Genomic DNA, 25,873 nt, shown 5'->3' with positions numbered 1-25,873 from the left:
TTGCGGTTATCGACCACCCGGCTCAAAGGCTGACAATGCGATTGGCTTTCCCTACTTTATTATTCACTGCCGTGGCCCTGTTAGCGGGTGCCGCCGGGGTGAATGCAACACCGCAACATGCGCTGACCGTGTATGGCGAACCGGCGAAGTATCCCGCCGACTTCAGTCATTTTGCCTACACCAACCTGCAAGCACCCAAGGGCGGCACCCTGCGTCGTTCGGCGGTCGAAATCGGCCATTTCGACCATATCCTGCCGTACATCGACAAGGGCATCGGCGTCACGCAGATCGACGGCTTGATCTATTCGCCCCTGGCCCAGCGCTCGCTGGACGAGCCTTACACCGTGTATGGCCTGGTGGCGCAGACGATGGAGCGCGCCGATGACGGCCTGTCCCTGCGTTTCAACCTCAACCCCAAGGCCCGTTTTGCCGATGGCCAGCCGATCACCGCCGAAGACGTGCGCTACACCTTCGACCTGCTGATGACCCAGGGCAGCCTGCGTTATCGCACGCAATTCGCCGACGTCAAGGGCGTCGAAGTGGAATCGCCACGCACCGTGCGTTTCGACTTCAAGAACAACGAAAACCGCACCCTGCCCCTGGACATCGCGACCCTGCCGGTGTTTCCCGAGCACTGGTGGAAGACCCGCGACTTCGCCGGTGGCGGCGGTTACGAGCCGCCGCTGGGCAGCGGCCCGTACCAGGTCGCCAAGGTCGACTCCGGGCGCAGCATCACCTTCAAGCGCAACCCCGACTGGTGGGGCAAGGATCTGCCGGTCAGCCGCGGCCTGTACAATTTCGACCATTTCAGCATCGAGTACTTTGGCGACACCGACGTGGCGCGCCAGGTGCTGCGCGGCGGTGCCTATGACTACAACCGTGAATTTTCCGCCACCGCCTATTCGATCGGCTACGACAGCCCGGCGCTGAGTGACGGGCGCCTGCAAAAGGCCCACCTGGCTCAAAACGCCCCGCAAACGGCGCAAGGCTTCGTGTTCAATCTGCACAATCCGCTGTTCGAGGACCGGCGCGTACGCCAGGCCCTGGCCATGCTCTGGGATTTCGAGTGGAGCAACCGGCAGATGATGCGCGACCTGTATATTCGTCAGCAGAGCTTCTTCTCCAACACCGACCTCGCCGCGCGCCACCTGCCCGATGCCGCCGAACTGGCGATTCTCGAGCCCCTGCGCGGGCAGATCCCGGACGAGGTGTTCACAAAAGTCTTCGAAGCACCAAAAACCGATGGCAGCGGTGTGATCCGGGATAAACAGTTGCAGGCCCTGGCACTGCTGGAAGCCGCAGGCTGGACACCTGATGGCGATCAACTGGTGAACGCCGACGGCAAGCCGCTGAGTTTTACCTTCCTGGTCAGCCAGAACGGCATGGACCGATTGCTGTTGCCGTACAAACGTACGCTGAAACAGATCGGCATCGACCTCAATATCCGCCGCATCGACTCGTCGCAGTACGTCAATCGCCTGATGTCCCGGGACTACGACATGATAGTGACCGGCTACCCGGTCACCACCTCGCCGGGCAATGAGCTGTACAACTACTTCGGCTCGGTGGCGGCCAACGATCCGGGTTCCAACAACTACATGGTGCTGAAGAACCCGGCGGTCGATACGCTGCTCAGCGGCCTGGTTCGCGCCAACACCCAGGCCGACATGTTGCGCCATGCCCATGCTCTGGACCGGGTACTGCAATGGAACTACTACTGGATTCCCAACTATTACCCGCCAGGCAGTTCGACCGTGTGGTGGAACCGCTTCGGCATTCCCAGCGTGCAAGCCAGCAATGACGAAGCCATCGAGAGCTGGTGGGAGGTGAGCTCCACACCCCTGACCAACCAGCAGATGACGGCCGAACTCATCAAGCGCGGCGCACCCGGAGGGCCGCGCTGATGTGGGCTTATATCCTGCGGCGCCTGCTGCTGATCATTCCGACGCTGTTGATTATCCTGCTGGTCAACTTCGTCATCGTCCAGGCCGCGCCGGGCGGTCCGGTGGAACAGGCGATCGCGCACCTGCAAGGCATCGGCGGCGCCAGTGTCGGCGGTGGCACAAGCGATGCCATCAGCCATGGCGGTTCCCGGGCCAGCCGCGGCCTCGACCCGCAACTGATCAAGGAGATCGAAAAACAGTACGGCTTCGACAAGCCGGCCCCGGAACGCCTGTGGCTGATGCTCAAGAGCTATGCGCAACTGGACTTCGGCAAGAGCTTCTTCCGCGGCGCCACGGTCACCGACCTGATCCTGGAAAAAATGCCGGTGACCATTTCCCTCGGGCTCTGGGCCACGCTGATCACCTACCTGGTGTCGATTCCCCTCGGCATCCGCAAGGCCGTGCATCACGGCAGCCATTTCGATATCTGGAGCAGCACCGCCATCGTCATCGGCTACGCCATGCCGGCGTTCCTGTTCGCGATGTTCCTGATCGTGGTATTTGCCGGGGGCACTTCGTTGAACTGGTTTCCGGTACGAGGCCTGGTCTCGGACAACTTCGAGTCGCTGTCGACCCTGGGCAAAATAGCCGACTACTTCTGGCACCTGGTGTTGCCGGTCACGGCGCTGGTGATTGGCGGCTTCGCCACCCTGACCATCCTGACCAAGAACTCCTTCCTCAATGAAATCACCCGCCAATACGTGGTCACCGCCCGTGCCAAGGGCATGAGCGAGCGACGGGTGCTGTACGGCCACGTGTTTCGCAACGCCATGTTGCTGGTGGTGTCGGGGATACCCCAGGCCTTTATCAGCGTATTTTTCGCCGGCTCCCTGCTGATCGAAGTGATTTTCTCCCTCGATGGCCTGGGCCGCATGAGTTATGAAGCCGCGGTGTCGCGGGACTATCCGGTGGTGTTCGGCTCGCTGTTCATCTTTACCCTGTTCGGCCTGCTGATAAAAATCGTCGGGGATCTGTGCTACACCCTGGTCGACCCGCGTATCGACTTCGCCGCGAGGAACGCCTGATGTTCAAGCTCTCGCCGCTGGGCCGTCGCCGTTTCGAACGCTTCAAGAAAAACCGTCGCGGCTGGTGGTCGCTGTGGCTGTTTATCGGCCTGTTCCTGCTGACCCTCGGCGGCGAACTGATCGCCAATGACAAACCGCTGGTGGTGGGTTACCAGGGTTCGCTGTACTTTCCTGCCTTCAAACGCTACACCGAGCAGGAGTTCGGCGGACAGCTGCCGTTCCAGGCGGACTACCGCAGCGACTATGTGCAGAACCTGATCAAGCAGGATGGAGGCTGGCTGCTGTTTCCGCCGATCCCGTTCAGTGACGACACGCCCAACTATGATCTGGACAAACCGGCACCGAGTCCGCCGACGAAGGTCAACTGGCTGGGCACCGACGACCAGGCCCGGGACGTCATGGCCCGGGTGATTTTCGGCGCCCGGGTGTCGATCCTGTTCGCCTTGATGCTGACCCTGGTCAGCGCCCTGATCGGGATCGCAGCCGGCGCACTGCAAGGTTATTACGGCGGCTGGGTCGACCTCCTGGGTCAGCGGCTGCTGGAGGTCTGGTCCGGGTTGCCGGTGCTGTACCTGCTGATCATTCTCTCAGGGTTCGTCGAGCCGAATTTCTGGTGGCTGCTGGGGATCATGGCGCTGTTTTCCTGGCTGGCCCTGGTCGACGTGGTGCGCGCCGAATTCCTGCGCGGGCGCAACCTGGAATACGTCAAGGCTGCGCGAGCCCTGGGCCTGAGCGACCGCAAGGTCATCGTGCGGCACATCCTGCCTAACGCGATGAACGCGACCCTGAGTTATCTGCCCTTCATTTTGACCGGGGCGATCTCGACCCTCACGGCCCTGGATTTCCTCGGTTTCGGCATGCCGGCCGGCAGCGCTTCCCTGGGCGAACTGATCGGTCAGGGCAAGCAGAACCTGCAAGCGCCGTGGCTGGGCCTGACCGCGTTTTTCACCCTGGCGTTGATTCTTTCTCTATTGGTGTTTATCGGCGAGGCGTTGCGTGACGCCTTTGATCCCAGGTCATGATTAGGGCGTTGATATGAGTAATAACCTGATCGAAATCCGTAACCTCTGCGTGGCGTTCAGCGGCCAGACCGTGGTGCGCAACCTGTGCCTGGACATCCGCCCCGGCGAGTGCCTGGCCCTGGTCGGCGAGTCGGGCTGCGGCAAGTCGGTGACCGCGCACTCGATCCTGCAACTGCTTCCCGAGACCGGCACCGACACCTCGGGCAGCATTCGCTATCGCGGCAAGGAACTGCTCGGCGCCTCCTCCACGGTGCTGCGGGAGTTGCGCGGCAACCGGATCGCAATGATCTTCCAGGAACCGATGTCGTCCCTCAACCCGCTGCACAGCGTCGAAAAACAGATCGGTGAAACCCTGCTGTTGCACAAGGGGCTGACCGGCAAGGCGGCGCAGGCGCGGATTCTCGAGTTGCTGCAATTGGTGGGCATCCAGAAACCCGGGGAGCGGCTCAAGGCTTATCCCCATCAATTGTCCGGCGGCCAGCGACAACGGGTGATGATCGCCATGGCCCTGGCCTGCGAGCCGGAGTTGCTGATCGCCGACGAACCTACCACCGCGCTGGATGTGACGGTACAACGCAAGATCCTGCTGCTGCTCAAATCCCTGCAGATACGCCTCGGCATGTCGCTGCTGTTGATCAGTCACGACCTCAATCTCGTGCGCAGCATCGCCCAGCGCGTGTGCGTGATGAAGGCCGGGGAAATCGTCGAGCAAGCGCCCTGCGAGACGCTGTTCACCGAACCGAAACATCCCTACAGCTGCGTGCTGCTCAACGCCGAGCCGGAAGGTGAAGCCCTGCCCCGGGACGAGCGCGAGAACGTGCTGGAAGTGGCCGACCTGTGCGTGCGCTTCGCCCTCGGCGGCGGACTGTTCCAACGCAAGACGTATTTGCATGCGGTGGACGGCATCAGCCTGAATGTCCAGCGCGGCAAGACCCTGGGCATCGTCGGTGAATCCGGTTCCGGCAAGTCGACCTTGGGTCAGGCGATCCTGCGCCTGCTCGATTCCGACGGCAGCATTCGCTTCCAGGGTGAAGCGCTGGACGGCTTGTCGCAAAAACAGCTGCGGCCGTGGCGCAAGAAAATGCAGGTGGTGTTCCAGGACCCCTTCGGCAGCCTCAGCCCGCGGATGTCGGTGGCGCAGATCATCAGTGAAGGCCTTGAAGTGCATAGCCGATTGACCGCGGACGAATGCAAGGACGAGGTGATCCGGGCGCTGGAAGAAGTCGGCCTCGACCCGCAAAGCCGCGATCGGTACCCCCACGAATTCTCCGGCGGGCAACGCCAGCGCATCGCCATCGCCCGCGCGCTGGTGCTGAAACCGGCGCTGATCCTGCTGGATGAACCGACCTCGGCGCTGGATCGCACCGTGCAAAAACAGGTGGTCGCCCTGCTCCGTCAGCTTCAGGAAAAGCACGGGCTGACGTACCTGTTCATCAGTCACGACCTGGCGGTGGTGCGTGCCCTGGCCCACGACATGATCGTGATCAAGGACGGTAAAGTGGTGGAAAGCGGTGCCAGCCACGAGGTATTCGACTCGCCGCAGCACCCCTATACCAAAGAGCTGTTGGCGGCGGCGCAGTTGGGGTGGGCATAATTCGGTGTTTGGCACCGGACCGCGTCGCGGCCTTCGCGGGCAAGCCTCGCTCCTACAGATCGATGCATGACCTGTAGGAGCGAGGCTTGCCCGCGAAGGGGCCCGCACAGGCGATAAATTATCAGGATCAGCACCCATGAACACCACCGAAAGCCTCAAGGATTACCAACAGGTCCGCCTGCTGGCGATCCGTTCATTGTTCGAAATCATCGAACAGTCGAGTGAAGGCACGGTGATCGTCGATCGCGACGCCAATATCGTCTGGATGAACGAGCGCTACGCCCGGCGTTTTGGCCTGGAGTCGGCGCACGTGGCCATCGGCAAAGCCTGCGAAAGCGTGATCCCCGGCAGCCTGCTGCGTGAGGTGGTGCGCAGCGGCCGACCGATCTTGCTCGATATGCAGGACACCTCCAAGGAACCGCTGGTGGTGATGCGCCTGCCGATTCACGACGATACGGGCGTGGTGATCGGCGCCATCGGCTTTGCCCTGTTCGACGAATTGCGCAGCCTGTCGCCGATGCTCAAGCGCTACATGAGCATGCAGGAAGAGCTTGCTTCCACGCGCTCGCTGCTGCGGGCGCGGCAGACCAAATACAACTTCGCCCACTTCATCGGCACCAGCGCCGCCAGCCTGGAAGTCAAACGTCGCGCCCGGCGCAGCGCCAGCACCGACTCGCCGGTGCTGCTGCTCGGCGAAACCGGCACCGGCAAGGAATTGCTGGCCCAGGCGATTCACGGTGCATCGCCCCGTGCGCACAAAGCCTTCGTCAGCATCAACAGCGCGGCGATTCCCGAGTCGCTGCTGGAGGCCGAATTCTTCGGCACCGCGCCCGGCGCGTTTACCGGTGCCGATCGTAAGGGCCGCGCCGGCAAATTGCAGATCGCCCAGGGCGGCACGCTGTTCCTCGATGAAATCGGCGACATGCCGCTGCCCCTGCAAAGCAAGCTGCTGCGGGTGCTGCAGGAAAAGGAATTCGAGCCGGTGGGCTCCAACGAAGTGATCCAGAGCGATGTGCGAGTGATCGCCGCCACGTCGACTGACCTGGAAGCGGCAATCAGACGCGGCGAGTTCCGGGCCGATTTGTATTATCGCCTCAATGTGCTGCCGATTCAGGTCCCGCCCTTGCGCGATCGCCTTGACGATCTACCGGCGCTCAGCGAGGCGATCCTGGAAGAACTGCGCAGCCAGCATGAACTGAACCGCGAGGCCCTTGAATTATTGGGGCAACACGCCTGGCCGGGGAACATCCGCGAGCTGCGCAATGTGCTGGAGCGGGCGGCCTTGCTCAGTGATGACCTGATGCTGAATGCCACGGAAATCCGTGCGGCGATCGGAACGTTGATGCCGGTGGAGCGGGTAGCGCCCTTGAATCTCGAGACGGTTGCCCAGGAGACGTTCAGTGAGGCTCGGGCGCGGTTTGATCGGCAGTTGATTGAATCGGCGCTTGCGCAGTGCGAGGGCAAGGTAATTGAAGCGGCGGCGCGGCTGGGGTTGGGGCGGTCGACGTTGTACAAGAAAATGGTGGCGCTGGGGATTGCAGAGTCTTTATAACGAGACATACATCTCTGTTTATAGACACAAGCGCTGCGCGCTCTTCGCCAGCAAGCCAGCTCCTACAGGATCGCATGCACACCGCGCACCCTGTAGGAGCTGGCTTGCCAGCGAAGAGGCCCTCAACCTCAACAAAGATCTCCAAACAGAGACAAAAAACCCAAAAACACCACCAACACAAATAAATATCCTTATATTTCAACATGTTGCACTCATGGCACGATTCTAGCTATAGCCCTCCCCCACATAGATACACCCTAAAAAAAATAACAATCCAGGAGACACACCATGAGTGTGATCATTGCCTTGGCAGCCCTAGCGCTGCTGATGCTCGCGGCCTACCGTGGCTACAGCGTTATCCTCTTTGCCCCGATTGCCGCCCTCGGCGCTGTCCTGCTCACCGACCCTTCCGCCGTCGCCCCAGCTTTCACCGGGGTGTTCATGGAAAAAATGGTCGGCTTCATCAAACTGTACTTCCCGGTATTCCTGCTGGGCGCGGTGTTCGGCAAGCTGATCGAGCTGTCGGGTTTCTCGCGCTCCATCGTTGCGGCCGCCATTCGCCTGCTCGGCACTCGCCAGGCGATGCTGGTGATTGTGCTGGTCTGCGCGTTGCTCACCTACGGCGGCGTGTCGCTGTTTGTGGTGGTGTTTGCGGTCTATCCGTTTGCGGCCGAGATGTTCCGCCAGAGCAATATTCCCAAGCGCCTGATCCCGGCGACCATTGCCCTCGGTGCGTTCTCGTTCACCATGGACGCCCTGCCCGGCACCCCGCAGATCCAGAACATCATCCCCAGCACCTTCTTCAATACCACCGCCTGGGCCGCACCCTGGCTGGGCCTGATCGGCTCGATCTTCGTGGTCTGCGCCGGCATGCTGTTCCTGCAGCGCCAGCGCAACAAGGCCCAGCATGCCGGTGAAGGCTATGGCACCGAACTGCGCAACGAGCCGGAAACCGCTGCCGACATCAAGCTGCCAAACCCTTGGATCGCCCTGTCGCCGCTGCTGGCCGTCGGCATCATGAACCTGTTGTTTACCCAGTGGATACCGCAGTGGTACGGCAAGACCCACAGCCTCGCGCTGCCGGGCATGGCGGCGCCGGTGACTACTGAAATCGCCAAGCTGACGGCGATCTGGGCGGTCCAGGCCGCCTTGCTGGTCGGCATCATCATGGTGTTGGTGTTCGGCTTCCAGGCGATTCGCGGCAAGTTGGCCGAAGGCAGTCGCAGTGCGGTCGGCGGTTCGTTGCTGGCGGCGATGAACACGGCATCGGAATACGGCTTTGGTGCGGTGATCGCCTCCTTGCCGGGCTTCCTGGTTCTGGCCGACTGGCTCAAGAGTATTCCCAACCCGCTGGTCAACGAAGCGATCACCGTGACCCTGCTGGCCGGCATCACCGGTTCGGCCTCGGGCGGCATGAGCATTGCCCTGGCGGCCATGGCCAATGACTTCATCGCGGCAGCCCATGCGGCCAATATCCCACTGGAAGTGCTGCACCGGGTGGCTGCGATGGCCAGCGGCGGCATGGACACCCTGCCACACAACGGCGCGGTGATTACCTTGCTGGCCGTCACCGGCCTGACCCACCGCGAAGCTTACAAAGACATTTTCTGTATTACGCTGATCAAGACCCTGGCGGTCTTTGTAGTGATCGGTACTTTCTACGCCACTGGCATTGTGTGAGGTATTCATGACAACTCTTTCGGGCAAGACTGCACTGGTCACCGGTTCCACCAGCGGCATCGGCCTGGGCATCGCCCTGAGCCTGGCCAAGGCCGGCGCCAACCTGATCCTCAACGGATTCGGCGACGCTTCCAAGGTGATTGCCGAGGTCGAGCAGATCAGTAACAAAAGCGGGGGCAAGGTCGGCCATCACCCGGCTGACGTGAGCGACCCGGCACAGATTGCCGAGATGATCGCCTACGCCGAGCGCGAGTTCGGCGGCGTGGACATTCTGGTCAACAACGCCGGCATCCAGCACGTGGCTGCGGTGGAGGACTTCCCCGTAGAGCGCTGGGACTCGATCATTGCGATCAACCTGTCGTCGGTGTTCCACGGTACCCGCTTGAGCCTGCCGGGCATGCGCGCCAAGGGCTGGGGGCGGATCATCAACATCGCCTCGGTGCACGGATTGGTCGGGTCGACAGGCAAGGCGGCGTACGTGGCGGCCAAACATGGGGTGATCGGTTTGACCAAGGTGGTCGGGCTGGAAACGGCCAAGACGAACGTCACCTGTAACGCCATCTGCCCGGGCTGGGTCCTGACGCCGCTGGTGCAAAAGCAGATCGATGATCGCATCGCCAGCGGAGTCGAGCCGCAAAAGGCGCAGCATGATTTGCTGGCCGAGAAGCAGCCGTCCGGCGAGTTCGTGACACCGCCGCAATTGGGTGAGCTGGTGCTGTTCCTATGCAGCGAAGCCGGTAGCCAGGTCAGGGGCGCGGCGTGGAATATCGATGGTGGGTGGTTGGCGCAGTAACCAGCCGTTAGACCGCGTTAATGATCGTTCCCACGCTCTGCGTGGGAATGCCTCAATGGACGCTCCGCGTCCGCCTTTGGGACGCGGAGCGTCCCGGGCTGCATTCCCACGCAGAGCGTTGGAACGATCGGTACACAACAAAAAGAGGCAACCCATGTCCGACATCCTTTGGCAACCCGGCGCCGAGCGCATCGGCAAGACCCGCATGGACGCCTTCCGGCGTTTCATCAATCAACGCCATCACCTCGACGTCGCCGACTACTCTGCCCTGCATCAATGGTCCATCGATCAGCGAGTCGACTTCTGGCAGGCCATCGTCGACTTCTTCGACATCCGCTTTCACGACCAACCCGATGCGGTGCTGGTCGAAGGCGCGCAAATGCCCAGCGCCCAGTGGTTCCCCGGCGCCACCCTGAACTTCGCCGAACACCTGCTGCGACGTCGTGACGATGCCGTAGCGGTGGTAGCCATTGGTGAAAACGGTCAGCGTGAACAATTGACCTGGGCCGAACTGGCAGAACATGTCGCCGGCTTCCAGAACGGTTTGATCGCCGCCGGTGTCGGCCTCGGCGACCGCGTGGCCGCGTGCATGCCGAACACCTGGCAAACCCTGGTGGCCATGCTCGCCACCACCAGCCTCGGGGCGATCTGGTCCTGTTCGTCGCCGGACTTCGGCACCCAGGGGGTGGTCGATCGCTTCGGCCAGATCGAGCCGAAAGTGCTGGTCACCTGCGCCGGCTACCGCTACGCCGGCAAGGAAATCGACCAGACGACCAAGATCAACGAAATACTCGCGCAACTGCCATCCCTGCAGCAGCTGGTCGTCGTCCCTTACGCGCGGCCACAGGCACGCATCGAAGCATTCCATACCCAGGCCAACGTCACGCTCTGGGAGGATTTCTACGAGCCTGGCGGCGAGCCGGATTTCGTGCCCGTGCCCTTCGCTCATCCGCTGTACATCCTTTATTCCAGCGGCACCACCGGCATCCCCAAATGCATCATCCACAGCACCGGCGGTGTTCTGCTGCAACACGTCAAGGAGCATGGACTGCATTGCGACCTCGGTCCCGGCGACCGCTTGTTCTACTACACCACCTGCGGCTGGATGATGTGGAACTGGCTGGTCTCGGCCCTGGCCGTGGACAGCGCCGTGGTGCTGTATGACGGTTCACCCTTTCATCCCGGGCCCGAGCGCCTGGTCGATCTGATCGACGACGAACGCCTCAGCGTCTTCGGCACCAGCCCCAAGTACCTGGCGACCCTGGAAAGCAACGGCGTGAAGCCGCGGCAGAGCCATGACCTGGGCAGCCTGAAAACCCTGCTGTGCACCGGCTCTGCGCTGTCGCCCCAGAGCTACGACTACGTTTACCGCGACGTCAAGCCCGACCTGTGCCTGGCGTCGATGTCCGGCGGCACCGACATCGTCTCGTGCTTTGTGAACGGCAATCCGCTGCTGCCGGTTCGTCGCGGGGAAATCCAGGGCAAGAGCCTGGGCATGGCCGTCGAGGTCTGGAACGATGCGGGTAAAGTCGTCATTGGACAAAAAGGCGAACTGGTCTGCACCCGGCATTTCCCAGCCATGCCCATCGGCTTGTGGAACGACCCCACCGGAGAGAAGCTGCGCGCATCGTACTTCAGTCTGTTCCCCGGGGTCTGGGCCCAGGGCGATTACGCCGAACAGCTGGCCCACGGGGGGATGCTGATCCATGGGCGCTCGGACGCGGTGCTCAACCCGGGCGGCGTGCGCATTGGCACGGCGGAAATCTACCGTCAGGTGGAAAAAGTCACCCAGGTGCTCGACAGCGTGGCCATCGGCCAACAGTGGCAGGATGATGTGCGGGTGGTGCTGTTCGTACGGTTGCGCGACGACGTCGAGCTGGACGATGCCCTGCAACAGCAGATTCGCCAGGTCATCCGCGCCAACACCACGCCACGGCATGTGCCGGCGAAGATTGTGGCGGTGACGGACATCCCACGGACGATCAGCGGCAAGGTGGTCGAGCTGGCCGTGCGCAATGTGGTGCATGGGCAACCGGTGAAGAACACCGATGCCCTGGCCAATCCCGAGGCGCTGGAACAATTTCGCGATCGCCGCGAACTCAAAGACTGAAACCCGTCCCTGTAGGAGCCAGGCTTGCCGGCGAAGGGGCCATGTAGGAGCCAGGCTTGCCGGCGAGGGGGCCTAGAGGACGCCTTCGCCGGCAAGCCTGGCTCCTACAGGGTACGGGTCAGTCCATCAGTCCCCATTCGCCGGGAGGGGCATGGAGCCCCGGTGACGCTTCGGCGTGCAACTTCAAGCGCAATCGCAAGTTGTTCACCGAATCCGCATGCTTCAACGCCTCTTCCTCATCGATCGCCCCCTCCACGACCAACGCATAAAGCGCACCGTCGAACGTCTGCATCCCCGCCTCCTGCGACTTTTCCATAATGCCCTTGAGTTCGGAAAACTCGTTGCGCCGGATCAGGTCGCCGATCGTCGGCGAGCCCAGCATCACCTCCACCGCGGCCCGGCGGTGACCCTCGCGGGTGGGCACCAGGCGCTGGGAAACGAAGGCCTTGAGATTATTCCCCAGGTCATTGAGCAATTGCGCACGGCGTTCTTCGGGGAAGAAATTGATGATCCGGTCCAGTGCCTGATTGGCGTTGTGGGCATGCAGCGTCGAGATCACCAGATGGCCGGTATCGGCAAACGCCAGCGCATGCTCCATGGTTTCGCGGTCGCGGATTTCGCCGATCAGCACCACGTCCGGCGCCTGGCGCAGGGTATTTTTCAGCGCGGCATGAAAACTGCGGGTATCGACGCCGACCTCGCGCTGGTTGATGATCGACATCTTGTGCCGATGAATATATTCGACCGGATCTTCGATGGTGATGATATGGCCGCTGCTGTGGCGGTTGCGATAGTCGATCAATGCCGCCAGCGAGGTTGACTTGCCCGAGCCGGTGGCACCGACGAAGAGCATCAGGCCTTGCTTGAGCATGACCGTTTCGAGCAGCACCGAGGGCAACTTGAGGTCTTCGAAGCGCGGAATGTCGAGTTTGACGTTGCGCACCACGATCGACACATCGTTACGCTGCTTGAAAATATTGACCCGAAAGCGCCCGACACCCGCCAACGAGATCGCCAGGTTCATCTCCAGTTCCCGATCGAACTCCAGACGCTGTTCGGCGTCCATGATGGACGCGGCAATGGCGGCGATTTCCCCAGACTTGAACGGCTTATCGGCCAGGGGCTTGAGCACGCCATCGAACCGTGCACAGGGTGGCGCGCCCGTGGACAGGTATAAATCGGAGCCATCCTGGTTGGCCAGGACCTTCAACAACGCAGCGATTTCCATGGCAAACAGCACCCGCAAAGGATTCAATGAATAAAAATGACCCAAAACGGGTCATCCAGCGTCTACCGCCGTGCAAGGATAGTAGACGCGGCCACACCGACTTAGTGCAGGACAATTTGATGAACGCATCACCGACCGGCAGCGATGCCCAGGCCTTGATCGCCAGACTGGACTGGGCAGGCACGCCGCTGGGCTCCGCCAATACCTGGCCGCAAAGCTTGCGTACCGCCGTGGACATCGTGATTCACTCGCCGATGCCCATGCTGTTGCTGTGGGGGCCGCAACTCACGCAGATCTACAACGATGGCTTCGCCCTGCTGGCCGGCAGCAAGCATCCGCACGCTTTCGGACAACCCACGCACCAGATCTGGCCGGAACTCAAAGACTTTACCGACCCGATTTACAGCGTTGTCCTACAAGGACAAGTGCGGACCTACAGCGAGCAGCGCTTCACCTTACAGCGCGATGGCCATGATTTCGACTTCTGGCTCGACCTGACCTACAGCCCCATCCGCGATGAGAGCGCCCAGGTCGCCGGGATTCTGGTCACCGCCATCGAAACCAACGAGCGCCGACGCATCGCCCTCGAACTGGAACAGCGCTCGGCAGCCAGCCTCAAGGCTCAGCATGAAACCGAAGAGCGGCTGCAACTGGCCCTGGCCGCCACCGATGCCGTCGGCACCTGGGATTGGGACATCAGCGAAGACCGTTTCATTGCCGACACCCATTTCGCCCAACTGCATGGCGTCGACCCGCTGCTCGCCAGCCAGCTGCCCATCAGTGACTATCTGCATGCCGTGCACCCGGAAGACCGCGCCATGGTCACCCGCAGCATCAAGCACTCCATTACCCACGGCACCGAATACGCGGAGGAATATCGCCTGCTGCAGCCCGACGGACAGTTGCGCTGGGTGTTTGCCCGGGGCCGTTGCTACAAGGACCACCATGGCCGGCCCATCCGTTTCCTGGGTGCCGCCCTTGACCTGACCGAGCGCAAACTCACCGAGCAGGCCTTGCGCCAGAGCCAGACCGAGTTGCAACTGATCATCAACGCCATGCCGATCCTGATCAGCTACGTCGACAGCGGCGAGCGTTTTCGCCTGAACAACGCCGCTTACCTCGACTGGTACGGCCTGACGCCCCAGGAACTCTACGGTCGCACGGTTCGCGAGGTACTGGGCGAAGAAGCCTACACCCTGCGTGCCGGATACATCGCCGAAGCACTGTCGGGAAAAGCCTGCTGCTTCAGCATCAGCGCCTCGCATCGCGATGGCAGCATCCGTCAGGCGTTGATGAATTACCTGCCGCGTCACGGCCCGGATGGCGCGGTGAATGGCTTCTACATCTTCGTGATCGACGAAACCGAGCGCAAACAGACCGAAGAAGCCCTGCGCAATCTCAACGAAACCCTCGAAGAACGCGTCAGCGCCCGCACCCGGCAACTGGCCGAAGCCAATGAAAAACTGCTCAACGAGATGTTCGAACGCGAACGCGCCGAAGAAGCGTTGCGCCATGCGCAGAAAATGGAAGCGGTGGGCCAGCTCACCGGCGGCATCGCCCATGACTTCAATAATATGCTCACCGGGATTATCGGCAGTCTCGACCTGATGCAGCGTTACATCGCCGAAGGGCGCGCCGAGGAGATCGGCCGTTTCACCGAGGCGGCAGTGTCTTCGGCTCACCGCGCCGCCGCCTTGACCCATCGGTTGTTGGCGTTTTCCCGGCGCCAGTCACTGGACCGCAAACCGCTCGATGCCAATGACCTGATCCATTCCCTGGAAGACCTGCTCAGCCGCACCAAAGGCGACCATATCGAACTCAAACTGCAACTGGCCGAGGAAATCTGGCCGGTCAGCACCGACGTCAGTCAGTTGGAAAACGCCCTGCTCAACCTGGTGATCAACGCCCGGGACGCGATGCCCGATGGCGGCCAGTTGCTGATCGAAACCGCCAACGTGTACCTCGACGGCAGCGACATCACCACCCTGGAGCCGGTCAAGGCCGGGGATTACCTGATGATCGCCGTCAGCGACAACGGTACCGGCATGACACCGTCGGTCCTGGCCAAGGCTTTCGATCCGTTTTTCACCACCAAGCCCATCGGCCAGGGCACCGGTCTGGGGTTGTCGATGATTTACGGTTTCGCCCAGCAATCAGGTGGCCACGTCAGCCTGTTCAGCCTGCCGGGCCAGGGCACCAGTGTTCGCCTGTACTTGCCGCGGTTGTACGTCGCAGTGCCGGACCCTGCCGTGTCGCCGGTCACCAGCGAGGCGCCACCGGCGATTGCCGGTGAAACCGTGGTGTTGGTGGAAGACGATCCGGCGGTGCGCATGCTGGTGCTCGACCTGCTCAACGAGCTGGGTTATCACGCCCATGAAGCCGAAGACGCGAACACCGCCCTGCCCTTGCTCGAGTCCGACCTGCGGGTCGATCTGCTGGTAACCGATGTCGGGCTACCGGGCATGAATGGACGGCAACTGGCGGAAATCGCCCGCCAGCACCGGCCCGACCTCAAGGTGCTGTTCATGACCGGTTATGCGGAGAAAGCCGCCGAACGCCAGGGTTTTCTCGAAGAAGGCATGGACATGGTGTCCAAGCCCTTTTCCATCGACCTGTTGGCCAACAAGATTCGCACGATGATCGGTCGACCCGAGTGAGATCAGGCATAATCGCGCGCCCCCCCCCCCGCTGGCACCAACATAGCCACCAACCTAGCCATCACCGTTACAAGGTACCTCAATGAAAGCTCAAGCCCGCCATATCCTGGTGAAAACCTCGGAAGAAGCCGAGCAGCTCAAACAACGCATCGCCAAGGGTGAAGCGTTTGATGTGCTGGCCAAGAAGTACTCCACCTGCCCGTCCGGCAAGCGCGGCGGCGATCTGGGCGAGGTGCGGCCCGGGCAGATGGTGGGCGTGATCGATGCGGTGATCTTCAAAAAACCGCTGCGGGTGGTGCATGGGCCGGTCAAGAGCAAGTTCGGGTATCACCTGGTGCAGGTGTTTTATCGGGATTGATTGGTTGGCTTGAGGGCCCCTTCGCTGGCAAGCCAGCTCCTACAGGGGGTTGTGTGTGGGCACAGATCGCATCCACACCAGACCTGTAGGAGCTGGCTCGCCAGCGAACCGATTGCGCAGCAAGCGGCCAGTCACCCTGACTTCGGAATCAACGCCCCTGGCACCTGAATCACCCGACTCGCCAACCGATGCCCGGCCTCGGCCGCCTCGACCGGGCTTGCGCCCTTGAGCCGACCGGCCAAATACGCCGCACTGAACGAATCCCCCGCCGCCGTAGTATCCACCACCCGCTCAACTTTCTGCGCCGGGACTTCAAACGACTCGCCACCAGACCGAATCAGACACGCCTCGGCACCGCGCTTGAGCACCACCTCCGGCGTGCCGATCTGCTCGTAAGCGGCAAACACCGCCGCGCAATCGGCAAAACCAAACAACGCCTGCTCATCATCGACCGTGAGCAACGCCAGGTCGACATACCGCAGCACGCTGCGATAGGCCGCGCGCGCATCCTCGATCGAGGCCCACAAGCGTGGCCGGTAGTTGTTGTCGAACACGATCCGCGCGTCTCTGCGCCGGGCCTCGATCAGGGTTTCCAGCAACTTCTCCCGCCCCTGCGCACCGAGTACCGCCAGGGTGATGCCGCTGAAATACAGCACATCGTAATCCGGTAGCGCCGCCAGGATCGGTGCCGCGGCCGGAGTGGTGAAGCAATCGCGCACGGCCGCCTCGTTGCGCCAGTAGAGAAATCGTCGCTCGCCGGCCGCATCGGTCTGGATGCAGTACAGGCCGGGTAAGCGCCCGGGCAAGCGCTGGACCATGCCCAGGCCGATGTTTTCGCCAGCCCAGCTCTGGCACATGGCGTCGCTGAAACTGTCGTCGCCCAGGGCCGTGACGTAATCCACGGAGCCGCCCTCACCCAGTTCCCGGGCCAGATAGACCGCCGTGTTCAAGGTATCGCCACCGAAGCTCTGTTGCAGGCTGCCGTCGGCGCGCTGCTGCAATTCGATCATGCATTCGCCGATCAGGGCGATGCGCGGGGTGTGGGGGCCGAGGGTGTTGATGGTGTTCATGTTGTGGGGTCTCTGGGGGTTCGGTGTTGCCTATGCGGACGCCTTCGCGGGCAAGCCTCGCTCCTACAGTTATTTGTGTTGAAACATAAATCTTATATTCACCTCCAATCCCTGTAGGAGCGAGGCTTGCCCGCGAAGGCCGCGCCTCGGTCCATGCCCTTAAAAACAGGTTTCCATGGTCTCGATGACATTCAACTGCTCATCCACCAGACACCCGATACGCCACTTGTCGAACGTCAGGCACGGATGGGACGTACCAAAGGAAATGATGTCCCCCACCCGCAATTCGACCCCCGGCGCCACCGTCATGAACGCATGCTGGTCCATGACCGCCGTCACTTTGCAGGCACCGACGTCATCGCCCGTCGCTGGCAATACGCCGGCCTTATAGCGCAGCAGCGGCACCGGCAGGCCGGCGTCGTAGGCCACGTCGCGCTTGCCCAGGGCGATCACCGCAAAACCCGGTTCCGGCAACGACTGCACATGCGCCCAGACCTCCAGCGCCGGACGCAGGCCTTCGTGCAGGTCACTGCGACGGTCGAGCACGCAGCACTGCGCTTCTTTATAGATGCCGTGGTCGTGAGCCACATAGCTGCCGGGACGCAGCACACTGAGGAAACGTCCGCCGGCATTCTGGGCTTCGAAGGATTCGGCGATCAGGTCGTACCAGGCCGAACCCGAGGCGGTGATGATCGGCTTGGCGATGGCGAAGGCGCCGCTGTCCTGCAGTTGCACCGCCAGACGCACCAGGGAGGCGGCGAATTCGCGGATGCCGGTCACCGCATGATCACCGTGAATCACCCCTTCGTAGCCTTCGATTCCGGTCAGCGCCAGGGCCGGTTGCGCGGCAATGGCCGTGGCCAGCGCGAGTACTTCCCCTTCGCTGCGGCAACCACAACGACCACCGACCACGCCGTACTCGATCATCACATTCAGGCGTACGCCGCGGGAGGCGAAATACGCGCCCAGATCAGCGACGTTGTCCGGGTGATCGACCATGCAATAAAAGTCGAACGCCGGGTCCGCCAGCAGATCGGCGATCAGCGCCATGTTCGGCGTACCGACCAACTGGTTGGCCATCAATACCCGATGCACGCCATGGGCGTACGCCGCACGGGTCTGGGTGGCGCTGGCCAGCGTGATGCCCCAGGCACCGGCGTCGAGTTGGCGGCGGAACAGCGCCGGGGTCATGCTTGTTTTACCGTGGGGCGCCAGTTCCGCGCCGCTATCGCTGACAAACGCCTGCATCCAGCGAATGTTGTGTTCCAGCGCCTCGCGATGCAGTACCAGCGCCGGCAGGCTGACGTCGCGCACCAGGTTGGCGCCCGTGTGGGCAAAGCCCTTTTCAACGGCGGCAGTATTTTTGGCAGAATACATGGTCGAACTCCTCACATTCGTGGCCGCGAGCAGCCACGGTTATTCGTTGATGCGACGGGCCAGGCTGTTGGCGCTGTCGATCAGCACCCGGCGATAGTCATGGTAGTTGTTCCTGGCATCGGCCCGGGGGGCGACGATGCACAGGGTCGCGATGGCCACACCGCCGGGGTCTTTGACCGGGGCGGCGAAGCAATGGGTGAAGGTGTCGGCGACGCTGTCGAAGGAAAAGAATCCATCGATGCCGGCCTGACGAATTTCCTTGAGAAACTGTTCCAGCGGCAAACGCTCGCCGTTGGGCAGGATAAAGTCGTCAGGGTCGATCAGGTCGACGATGGCCTGGTCACTCAGGTGCGCCAGCAGCAAGCGACCGGAAGCGGTCCAGGGGATCGGCGCGTTTTCGCCGATGTCCGAGGAAATGCGAAAATGCCGCTCGCCCTCCTTCATCAGCGCCACCGTGTATTTTCGCCCGTTGAGCAGGCACATCTGCGCGGTTTCATGGGTCTGGCTGACGATCTCCTGAAGAGCGTGATCGGCTTCGCGGGTCAGGTCGAAATGACGCAAATGAGCCTGCCCGAGGAAGTACAGCTGACGGCCGAGGTAGACATGCCCGTCCTTGCCCACGGGCTCGAGGATGCGCCGTTCGAGCAGTGAGGCGACCAGCTCGTACACCGTGGATTTCGGACTGCCGATGCCACTGGCGATTTCATTCGGGCGCAGGGGCTGGCCGATCTCCTTGAGGAAATCGAGGATATCGAACGCCCGGTCCAGGCCGCGGGCCCGACGCTTGACGGTGTCTTCGGTCATGTCTTCAGTTTCCCATTCAATGTGGCCGGGAGTTTAACCAGTGTGCAGCGGCGACCGTGAGGCCGTCTTCGCGGGCAAGCCTCGCTCCTACAGGTAATCGTCGTCTGTAGGAGCGAGGCTTGCCCGCGAAGAACTCACCGCAGATCTCAGGCTTTTTTCTTGAAGGCGATGCAGTCGATCTCAACCTTGCAATCCACCATCATGCTCGCCTGCACACAGGCCCGCGCCGGTGCATGCTCGCTTTTGAAGTACTCGGCAAACACCTTGTTGAAACTCCAGAAATCCCGCGGGTCGTCCAGCCACACACCGGTGCGCACCACGTCTTCCAGGCCATAACCGGCCTCTTCGAGAATCGCGATCAGGTTCTTCATGGTCTGGTGGGTCTGCTCGACGATGCCGCCCGCAATGATCTCGCCATCCACCGCCGGCACTTGGCCGGACACGTGCAGCCAGCCATCGGCTTCAACGGCGCGGGCGAAAGGACGGGACTGGCCGCCACCGGCGGTGCTGCCGGTGCCGTAACGAGTAATGCTCATGGGTGTTTCTCCTGATTGAAAGATAAAAATTCTTGGGTAGACGTCAGAACCGCGTGCTCTTGAGAAACTCCGCCAGTCGGGGCGATTGCGGGCGCTCGAACAGTTCCTTGGGCGGCCCCTGCTCCTCGATCCGCCCCTGATTCATGAACACGATCTTGTCCGACACCTCGAAGGCGAAACGCATTTCGTGGGTCACCAGCAGCATGGTCATGCCGTCTTCGGCCAGGCCCTTGATCACGTTCAACACTTCGCCCACCAGTTCCGGGTCGAGGGCCGAGGTGACTTCGTCGAACAGCATCAGGCTCGGGTTCATCGCAATCGCCCGGGCAATTGCCACGCGCTGTTGCTGGCCGCCGGACAACTGACCGGGGTAGTGGTCACGACGGTCCAGCAGCCCGACCCGCTCCAGCCATTTTTCCGCCAGGGCCACCGCCTCGTCCTTGTGCAGCTTCTTGACCTTGAGCAACCCGAGGGTGACGTTCTGCAACGCCGTGAGGTGCGGAAACAGGTTGAACTGCTGGAACGCCATGCCGGTCATGGCCCGATGGCGGGCGATGACTTTCTCTGGATGGCGCACGCGCTTGCCGTTGACTTCGTCATAACCGATGGATTCGCCGTCGAGCAGGATCTGCCCGCCCTGAAACTCTTCGAGCATGTTCACGCAGCGCAGCAGCGTGGTCTTGCCCGAGCCGCTGGAGCCGATCAGCGTGACCACGTTGCCGCGTTGCATGGTCAAATCGACGCCTTTGAGCACTTCGAGCTGGCCGTATTGTTTGTGCAGGCCGCGGATGTCCAGCAGCGCTTGATTCTGTGTCGAAGCTTGAGCTTGTGTCATGGCAAGGCCACCCGCTTTTCAATGTGCCGGCCGAGTAATTCGATGCCGTAGTTGATGACGAAAAACAGCAAACCGGCGAACAGGTAAAACTCCAGGGTCATGAAGGTCCGGGCGATGATCTGCTGGGTGCTGAGCAGCAACTCGGCCACGCCGATCACCGACAGCAAGGTCGACGCCTTGACGATCTCGGTGGACGAGTTGACCCAGGTCGGCAAGATCTGCCGCAGTGCCTGGGGCAGCAGCACGTAGCCGAGGGATTGAAAGAACGTCAAGCCGATGGCCTTGCTCGCTTCCATCTGGCCGCTGGGCAACGCTTGCAAGGCGCCGCGCACGATCTCGGCCACGTGCGAGCCGCAGAACAGCGTCAACCCCAACGCACCCGCCTGGAATGCACTGATCTGCCAACCCAGCGCCGGCGCCATGTAGAAGCAGGCCAGCACCAGAACGAACACCGGCGTGCCGCGAATGACGTCGACGTAAAACCGAAACGGTGCGCGCATCCAGAACTTGCCGTAGGTCAGCACCAGCCCGGTAACGATGCCGACCATCGTGCCCAGCAGAATCGCCACGGCCGACACCTGCACACTGGTCAGAAAGCCCTGCCACAACACTTCCCGCGCCACCCACAACTCATGCAACCAACTGGGGGATTCGTACATGGGGCCTCCTATCGGCGAATCGCCAGGCGTTGCTCGAGGTAACGCAGCAGCATGGCGATGAGGTAACAGGCCGCGACATAGAGCGCCGTGGTCACCAGCCAGGTCTCGATCACCCGGTAGCTCTCGACATTGATCTTGCGCGCGTAATAGGTCAGCTCCGGCACCGCAATCGCGGCCGCCAGCGAGGTGTCCTTGAACAGCGAAATGAAGTTGTTCGACAAGGCCGGCAGCACATTGCGCAACATCACCGGCACGGTGACGTAAGCCTTGACCTGCCACTCCCCGAGTCCGATGGCGAGGCCGGCTTCACGCTGGCCCTTGGGAATGCTCAACAGCCCGCCGCGGAACACTTCGGTCAGGTACGCCCCGGCATACAGCGACAGCGTGATAATGAACGACGGGATCTTGTCCAGGCGAATACCCAGGCTCGGCAAGGCGAAGTAGATCAACAGAATCAACACCAGGATCGGCGTATTGCGGATCACCGTCACATACACCGACGCCAGCACCCGCAACGCGCGATGCTTCGACAGCAAGGCAAACGCCATCAGCAGGCCGATCACGCAGCCGATGGCGATCGACACCAGCGCCAGTTGCAAGCCCAGGCCGAGCCCCACCAGCAAGGTGTCGAAATCGCGCCACACGGCGGCAAAATTCAACTGATAGTTCATGGTCAGCAGTACCTTGAGCGGGGCGCGCCAAGGCGCCCCACTCCCACGGGATCATTTGTATTCGACGGGGAAACCGATGGCCGGGGTGGGCAGATCGACACCAAACCATTGCTTGAACGACGCCGCGTAGGTCGGGAATTCAACGCCGGTCATGGCTTCATGCAAGGCGGTGTTGACGAAATTCAACCAGTCCTGATCGCCGCGCTTGACCGCACAGGCGTAGGTTTGCGGGCTCCAGGCGTAGGCCGGGCTGCGATAGCGACCCTGGTTCTGCACCATCAGGTACTTGACCGACGACTGATCCGTCGCCGCGGCGTCGGCACGGCCGGAGTTCACCGCCTGGTACATCAAGTCCACGCTGTCGTACTGATCGACCTTGGCCTTGGGCAGCGCCTGGTGCACCAGTTCTTCGGCGTACACGTTCTGCAGCACCGCAACGGTCACGCCGTCGCCGGCGGCCCGGAGGTCGTCAATCTCCTTGTACTTGCTGTTGGCGGGTAACAGCAGGCCGACGCCTTCGCGGTAGTACGGCAGGGTAAACGCCACTTGCTGCGCCCGGCTGGCGGTCACGGTGATGAACTGGCAGCTCATGTCGACCTTGTCGGTCAGCAGGTTGGGAATCCGTGCGTCGGACGACTGCACCACGAACTCGACCTTGCTCGGGTCGTTGAACAAGCCCTTGGCCACCATCCGCGCGATATCGATATCGAAACCCTGCAACTTGCCGTCCGCCCCCTGGAAGTGCCACGGCGCATTGGTACTGCCCGTACCGACGATCAACTTCCCGCGGGCCAGCACACTGTCGAGCTTGCTGTCTGCGGCCTGGGCACCCCCCACGGCAGCAGCCGAAGCCGCGAAGAGAAAAACACATGCTTTGAACAAGGAAGGTCGGCGATGCATGGCAAGCACTCCTGGATGATGTGTATTCCGCTATACCGGAACATGGTATGTAACAACGGAATAGACAGCAGAAAGTGTGCCACAGGTTGTGCGGGGGATGTTGGGGAGATTTAAAAGTGTTGGGAATCAGGGGGATGCACTTAAGCGCGAAAGAGGTGTTACGAAACCCGAAGTCTGGGAATGCTACCAATGGCTACGCAGCGCGGGTATCAGGGCCACATTTGGTGCTCGAACCTGAGAAATGCGCCGTTTGAAAGATTGCATTCGCCGGCAAGTCGGTCTCGTTCCCACAATGGGTTTTCGGTGTTCATGGCATTAATGGCGAAAGGGTATTCCCTGAGGGAGCGAGACCGGCTTGCCGGCGAAGCTCTTGCTCTTAACTGTTTCTGAGCTGCGGAGAGTTACGATTACAGAAATTCATCTCTGAGAAATCTAACGTTTTTCTGCGTCCTTATAAACTTCTCCGCGCTCCCGCTTCCCCACCGCTATCACCGTCACTACCAGTACCTCATCGACGACGCGGTACACCAGCCGATACCCGGCATTACGGAGCTTGATCTTGTATGCATTCCCCAGGCCGTTTAGCCGGTCAGCCGGAACGTGTGGATTTGCGAGTCGCTCCTGCAATTTCTTCTTGAACTGCTCCCTCAACGTTGCGCCAAGCTTTTGCCATTCCTTCCAGGCCTTATCGGAAAACTCCAACTCATAGGTCATCGAGAGAAACCTTGATCGTGGGATCGTTTTCTCGTTCGCGGCAGAGGGCTATCAACTCCATGTCTTCCAGTCGATCCATCATCGCTTCATATTCTTTGGCAGGGACGCAGTAGAATGCAGGCTCGTTACGGTTAAGAATCGCGACGGACAAGCCACCACCGGCGGCAACTGTTCCCATTGGGTTTTTCTTGAGTTCAGAAATGCTGGCGACGACTTGCGAAAGCACGATATGCGTCATGATTTTTTCCTTGAGTGCTTTTAATGGTGTTCAAAATAGCACTTTAAGTCGAACCTTACCCCGCCTTTTTTTTTCATAACGCCACGGCAAAGTCCACCTCCGTGCATACCTTGGTGTGTAGGTGGGGGCTGAAATTACTCTTCGTTTGAAAGATTGCATTCGCGAGCAGGCTCGCTCCACATTTTGATCGCGTTAGCCAACACGACTCGGTCAAATGTGGGAGCGAGCTTGCTCGCGAAGGGGCCGTCAGGGGCAGCGCAACGTTACCCGCCGACAGGTGCCAGCAACACCCGTGTCACCCGCCGCTCTTCAACCGCCATCACCGTCAGCCGCCAGCCTTCCCATTCATGGCTGTCGCCGATCATCGGCAGCCGATCCAGCACGCTCACCACCAGTCCCGCGAGGGTCTGGTAGTCGTCGGTCGGCTCTGCCGCAAAGCCGGTGCGCTGGCGCACCCGGGCCAGGTTCAACGCGCCGCTGACCATGAACCCGCCTTTCTCCTCGACCACATCCGGGCCTTCGATTTCGCTGGCATCGGGCAGTTCGCCGGCGATCGATTCGAGAATGTCGGTCATGGTCAGCACGCCGACGAAGTCGCCGAATTCATTGACCACGAAGGCAATGTGGGTCGAGGCCTTGCGCATCTGTTCCAGGGCATTGAGGATCGAGTAGCTGTCCAGCAAGTTGATGGTCTTGCGCGCCAGGTCCTCCAAGCCGGGTTCGTTACCGGCCAGGTATTCCTTGAGCAATTCCTTTTTATGCACGAAGCCCAACGGTTCATCCACCGCCCCGTCGCGAATCAGCGGCAGGCGCGAGTAGGACGAATGCATCAGCCGTGTGCGAATGGTCTCGGCATCGTCGGCCAGGTCGATGTGATCGACGTCGGCACGCACCGTCATCAAGGTACGGATCGGTCGCTCGGCCAGTTGCAACACGCCGCTGATCATCACCCGCTCACGACGGTCGAACAGCTCGCCGCCAGGCACTTCACCGTTGTCCAGCAGATCGGCGATTTCCTCGCCGACTTCCTCCACCGCCAGCTTGCGCCCACCGAGCAAACGCATCACCGCATGGGCCGTGCGTTCACGCATTGGCCGCAGGCCCTGCATGGACCGCTTACGGCGGGCCCGGGCGATCTGGTTGAAGACTTCGATCAGGATCGAGAAGCCGATGGCCGCGTACAGGTAGCCCTTGGGAATGTGGAAGCCCAGGCCTTCGGCAGTCAGGGCGAAGCCGATCATCATCAGGAAGCCCAGGCAGAGCATGATCACCGTCGGGTGCGCGTTGACGAACCGGGTCAGCGGCTTGCTGGCGACGATCATCAGGCCGATGGAAATGATCACCGCGATCATCATCACCGCCAACTCGTCGACCATGCCCACCGCGGTAATCACCGCGTCCAGGGAAAACACGGCATCGAGGACCACGATCTGCGCCACGATCGGCCAGAACATGGCGTAAGCCGCGTTGGACGAGCGCTGGCCGACATGGCCTTCGAGGCGTTCATGCAATTCCATGGTGGCCTTGAACAACAGGAACACACCCCCGAACAGCATGATCAGGTCGCGGCCGGAGAAACTCTTGTCGAACACCTCGAACAATGGCTGCGTCAGGGTGACCAGCCAGGAAATACTCGCCAGCAGGCCCAGGCGCATCAACAAGGCCAGGGACAGGCCGATGATTCGCGCACGGTCGCGCTGCTCCGGCGGCAGTTTGTCGGCGAGGATGGCGATAAACACCAGGTTGTCGATGCCCAGCACCAGCTCCAGCACGATCAGGGTCAACAAGCCCAGCCAGGCGGTGGGGTCAGCTATCCATTCCATGAAAACGTCTCGATCTCTTCAGTGATTGTCAGAATGCCAGGCACGGCAAGGCGCGGCGCGGGGACCGTGGGATTGCAAGGGCATGGACGTTCGGAAGTCGGAAGACCGGGTGTTTCGCGTGCATCAAGCGCGCGTGGTAGCGCGAGGAGAAAGGATAACCGGGAGGCTCCAAGAGGGTGTTCATGCAAGTCCTGAAAGGAAAAAGGCCTTGAAGCGTACAGGTGAATGGGACTTTTCCTACAGCCGGAAATCATTACAAAATCTGTAAACCTCTGGATTTTCGT

The 25,873-nt window shown here is 61.3% G+C and carries 22 protein-coding genes; 10 read left to right on the top strand and 12 right to left on the bottom strand.

The genetic code is table 11. The features are described from left to right. Positions 1-35: 35 nt before the first annotated feature. From F8N96_RS02850 to F8N96_RS02815, 8 genes are all read left to right on the top strand, one after another. Positions 36-1,904, top strand: coding sequence for an extracellular solute-binding protein (locus F8N96_RS02850; protein WP_150796478.1), 1,869 nt, complete (start codon positions 36-38; stop codon positions 1,902-1,904). Then, positions 1,904-2,968, top strand: coding sequence for a microcin C ABC transporter permease YejB (locus F8N96_RS02845; RefSeq protein WP_150796477.1), 1,065 nt, complete (start codon positions 1,904-1,906; stop codon positions 2,966-2,968). The genes F8N96_RS02850 and F8N96_RS02845 overlap by 1 nt, the downstream gene beginning before the upstream one ends. Beyond that, a complete protein-coding gene (locus tag F8N96_RS02840; RefSeq protein ID WP_150796476.1) occupies positions 2,968-3,990 on the top strand; it encodes an ABC transporter permease in 1,023 nt (340 codons plus the stop codon). The genes F8N96_RS02845 and F8N96_RS02840 overlap by 1 nt, the downstream gene beginning before the upstream one ends. A gap of 13 nt (positions 3,991-4,003) precedes the next feature. Next, on the top strand, positions 4,004-5,584 hold the full coding sequence (locus tag F8N96_RS02835) for an ABC transporter ATP-binding protein (protein WP_150796475.1): 1,581 nt from the start codon (positions 4,004-4,006) through the stop codon (positions 5,582-5,584). A gap of 136 nt (positions 5,585-5,720) precedes the next feature. Next, positions 5,721-7,136, top strand: a complete 1,416-nt coding sequence (locus F8N96_RS02830; protein WP_150796474.1) for a sigma-54 interaction domain-containing protein — start codon at positions 5,721-5,723, stop codon at positions 7,134-7,136. A gap of 288 nt (positions 7,137-7,424) precedes the next feature. Beyond that, positions 7,425-8,816: a GntP family permease gene (locus F8N96_RS02825; protein ID WP_150796473.1), complete on the top strand. Its 1,392-nt coding sequence runs from the start codon at positions 7,425-7,427 to the stop codon at positions 8,814-8,816. A 7-nt stretch (positions 8,817-8,823) separates the two neighbouring features. Then, positions 8,824-9,609 carry a 3-hydroxybutyrate dehydrogenase gene (locus tag F8N96_RS02820; RefSeq protein WP_150796472.1) on the top strand — a complete coding sequence of 262 codons (786 nt, stop codon included), beginning with the start codon at positions 8,824-8,826 and terminating at the stop codon, positions 9,607-9,609. Positions 9,610-9,763: 154 nt separating this feature from the next. Then, positions 9,764-11,719: an acetoacetate--CoA ligase gene (locus F8N96_RS02815; protein WP_150796471.1), complete on the top strand. Its 1,956-nt coding sequence runs from the start codon at positions 9,764-9,766 to the stop codon at positions 11,717-11,719. 118 nt (positions 11,720-11,837) lie between these two features. Here F8N96_RS02815 and F8N96_RS02810 read toward each other — a convergent pair whose 3' ends face one another. Continuing rightward, entirely contained in the window at positions 11,838-12,947 is a 1,110-nt protein-coding gene (locus tag F8N96_RS02810; protein WP_150796470.1) for a PilT/PilU family type 4a pilus ATPase, read from the bottom strand. A gap of 119 nt (positions 12,948-13,066) precedes the next feature. On the opposite strand from F8N96_RS02810, the gene F8N96_RS02805 reads away from it, so the two are divergent. Beyond that, positions 13,067-15,604, top strand: a complete 2,538-nt coding sequence (locus F8N96_RS02805; RefSeq protein WP_150796469.1) for a PAS domain-containing sensor histidine kinase — start codon at positions 13,067-13,069, stop codon at positions 15,602-15,604. A gap of 82 nt (positions 15,605-15,686) precedes the next feature. Continuing rightward, positions 15,687-15,962 carry a peptidylprolyl isomerase gene (locus tag F8N96_RS02800; protein ID WP_028622750.1) on the top strand — a complete coding sequence of 92 codons (276 nt, stop codon included), beginning with the start codon at positions 15,687-15,689 and terminating at the stop codon, positions 15,960-15,962. A gap of 131 nt (positions 15,963-16,093) precedes the next feature. On the opposite strand, the gene F8N96_RS02795 is transcribed toward F8N96_RS02800, so the two are convergent. The 11 genes from F8N96_RS02795 to F8N96_RS02745 all read right to left on the bottom strand — a co-directional run bounded on the left by F8N96_RS02795 (position 16,094) and on the right by F8N96_RS02745 (position 25,589). After that, positions 16,094-17,032, bottom strand: a complete 939-nt coding sequence (locus F8N96_RS02795) for a sugar kinase (RefSeq protein ID WP_150796468.1) — start codon at positions 17,030-17,032, stop codon at positions 16,094-16,096. Between the two features lie 159 nt (positions 17,033-17,191). Beyond that, positions 17,192-18,409 carry an amino acid deaminase gene (locus F8N96_RS02790; RefSeq protein ID WP_150796467.1) on the bottom strand — a complete coding sequence of 406 codons (1,218 nt, stop codon included), beginning with the start codon at positions 18,407-18,409 and terminating at the stop codon, positions 17,192-17,194. A 39-nt stretch (positions 18,410-18,448) separates the two neighbouring features. Beyond that, a complete protein-coding gene (locus F8N96_RS02785) occupies positions 18,449-19,213 on the bottom strand; it encodes an IclR family transcriptional regulator (RefSeq protein ID WP_150796466.1) in 765 nt (254 codons plus the stop codon). A gap of 146 nt (positions 19,214-19,359) precedes the next feature. After that, positions 19,360-19,749 carry a RidA family protein gene (locus tag F8N96_RS02780; RefSeq protein ID WP_150796465.1) on the bottom strand — a complete coding sequence of 130 codons (390 nt, stop codon included), beginning with the start codon at positions 19,747-19,749 and terminating at the stop codon, positions 19,360-19,362. A gap of 43 nt (positions 19,750-19,792) precedes the next feature. Beyond that, positions 19,793-20,584 (bottom strand): amino acid ABC transporter ATP-binding protein, encoded by a 792-nt coding sequence (locus tag F8N96_RS02775; protein ID WP_150796464.1) that lies wholly within the window; start codon positions 20,582-20,584, stop codon positions 19,793-19,795. Beyond that, entirely contained in the window at positions 20,581-21,243 is a 663-nt protein-coding gene (locus F8N96_RS02770) for an amino acid ABC transporter permease (protein WP_150796463.1), read from the bottom strand. Before F8N96_RS02770 ends, F8N96_RS02775 begins: the two co-directional genes overlap by 4 nt. Positions 21,244-21,251: 8 nt before the next feature. Continuing rightward, positions 21,252-21,914 carry an amino acid ABC transporter permease gene (locus F8N96_RS02765; protein WP_150796462.1) on the bottom strand — a complete coding sequence of 221 codons (663 nt, stop codon included), beginning with the start codon at positions 21,912-21,914 and terminating at the stop codon, positions 21,252-21,254. A gap of 51 nt (positions 21,915-21,965) precedes the next feature. Then, positions 21,966-22,814: a transporter substrate-binding domain-containing protein gene (locus F8N96_RS02760; protein ID WP_150796461.1), complete on the bottom strand. Its 849-nt coding sequence runs from the start codon at positions 22,812-22,814 to the stop codon at positions 21,966-21,968. 432 nt (positions 22,815-23,246) lie between these two features. Continuing rightward, positions 23,247-23,528, bottom strand: coding sequence for a type II toxin-antitoxin system RelE family toxin (locus F8N96_RS02755; RefSeq protein WP_150796460.1), 282 nt, complete (start codon positions 23,526-23,528; stop codon positions 23,247-23,249). After that, positions 23,518-23,766, bottom strand: a complete 249-nt coding sequence (locus F8N96_RS02750) for a type II toxin-antitoxin system Phd/YefM family antitoxin (protein ID WP_150764783.1) — start codon at positions 23,764-23,766, stop codon at positions 23,518-23,520. The genes F8N96_RS02755 and F8N96_RS02750 overlap by 11 nt, the downstream gene beginning before the upstream one ends. A 263-nt stretch (positions 23,767-24,029) precedes the next feature. Then, positions 24,030-25,589, bottom strand: coding sequence for a TerC family protein (locus F8N96_RS02745; RefSeq protein WP_150796459.1), 1,560 nt, complete (start codon positions 25,587-25,589; stop codon positions 24,030-24,032). Positions 25,590-25,873: the final 284 nt, after the last annotated feature.

Source organism: Pseudomonas fluorescens, assembly GCF_902497855.1.
Lineage (GTDB): Bacteria > Pseudomonadota > Gammaproteobacteria > Pseudomonadales > Pseudomonadaceae > Aquipseudomonas > Aquipseudomonas fluorescens_BI.
Note: the sequence above shows the minus strand (reverse complement) of the source record. Positions and strands in the feature narration are given on the sequence as shown.

Bases quoted from the DNA above. Each gene is read 5' to 3' on its own strand.
- F8N96_RS02835 (WP_150796475.1), top strand. From the start codon at position 4,004: ATGAGTAATAACCTGATCGAAATCCGTAACCTCTGCGTGGCGTTCAGC.
- F8N96_RS02755 (WP_150796460.1), bottom strand. From the start codon at position 23,528: ATGACCTATGAGTTGGAGTTTTCCGATAAGGCCTGGAAGGAATGGCAA.
- F8N96_RS02825 (WP_150796473.1), top strand. From the start codon at position 7,425: ATGAGTGTGATCATTGCCTTGGCAGCCCTAGCGCTGCTGATGCTCGCG.
- F8N96_RS02770 (WP_150796463.1), bottom strand. From the start codon at position 21,243: ATGTACGAATCCCCCAGTTGGTTGCATGAGTTGTGGGTGGCGCGGGAA.
- F8N96_RS02805 (WP_150796469.1), top strand. From the start codon at position 13,067: ATGAACGCATCACCGACCGGCAGCGATGCCCAGGCCTTGATCGCCAGA.
- F8N96_RS02785 (WP_150796466.1), bottom strand. From the start codon at position 19,213: ATGACCGAAGACACCGTCAAGCGTCGGGCCCGCGGCCTGGACCGGGCG.
- F8N96_RS02820 (WP_150796472.1), top strand. From the start codon at position 8,824: ATGACAACTCTTTCGGGCAAGACTGCACTGGTCACCGGTTCCACCAGC.
- F8N96_RS02815 (WP_150796471.1), top strand. From the start codon at position 9,764: ATGTCCGACATCCTTTGGCAACCCGGCGCCGAGCGCATCGGCAAGACC.
- F8N96_RS02750 (WP_150764783.1), bottom strand. From the start codon at position 23,766: ATGACGCATATCGTGCTTTCGCAAGTCGTCGCCAGCATTTCTGAACTC.
- F8N96_RS02745 (WP_150796459.1), bottom strand. From the start codon at position 25,589: ATGGAATGGATAGCTGACCCCACCGCCTGGCTGGGCTTGTTGACCCTG.
- F8N96_RS02850 (WP_150796478.1), top strand. From the start codon at position 36: ATGCGATTGGCTTTCCCTACTTTATTATTCACTGCCGTGGCCCTGTTA.
- F8N96_RS02795 (WP_150796468.1), bottom strand. From the start codon at position 17,032: ATGAACACCATCAACACCCTCGGCCCCCACACCCCGCGCATCGCCCTG.
- F8N96_RS02840 (WP_150796476.1), top strand. From the start codon at position 2,968: ATGTTCAAGCTCTCGCCGCTGGGCCGTCGCCGTTTCGAACGCTTCAAG.
- F8N96_RS02760 (WP_150796461.1), bottom strand. From the start codon at position 22,814: ATGCATCGCCGACCTTCCTTGTTCAAAGCATGTGTTTTTCTCTTCGCG.
- F8N96_RS02800 (WP_028622750.1), top strand. From the start codon at position 15,687: ATGAAAGCTCAAGCCCGCCATATCCTGGTGAAAACCTCGGAAGAAGCC.
- F8N96_RS02845 (WP_150796477.1), top strand. From the start codon at position 1,904: ATGTGGGCTTATATCCTGCGGCGCCTGCTGCTGATCATTCCGACGCTG.
- F8N96_RS02765 (WP_150796462.1), bottom strand. From the start codon at position 21,914: ATGAACTATCAGTTGAATTTTGCCGCCGTGTGGCGCGATTTCGACACC.
- F8N96_RS02790 (WP_150796467.1), bottom strand. From the start codon at position 18,409: ATGTATTCTGCCAAAAATACTGCCGCCGTTGAAAAGGGCTTTGCCCAC.
- F8N96_RS02775 (WP_150796464.1), bottom strand. From the start codon at position 20,584: ATGACACAAGCTCAAGCTTCGACACAGAATCAAGCGCTGCTGGACATC.
- F8N96_RS02830 (WP_150796474.1), top strand. From the start codon at position 5,721: ATGAACACCACCGAAAGCCTCAAGGATTACCAACAGGTCCGCCTGCTG.
- F8N96_RS02780 (WP_150796465.1), bottom strand. From the start codon at position 19,749: ATGAGCATTACTCGTTACGGCACCGGCAGCACCGCCGGTGGCGGCCAG.
- F8N96_RS02810 (WP_150796470.1), bottom strand. From the start codon at position 12,947: ATGGAAATCGCTGCGTTGTTGAAGGTCCTGGCCAACCAGGATGGCTCC.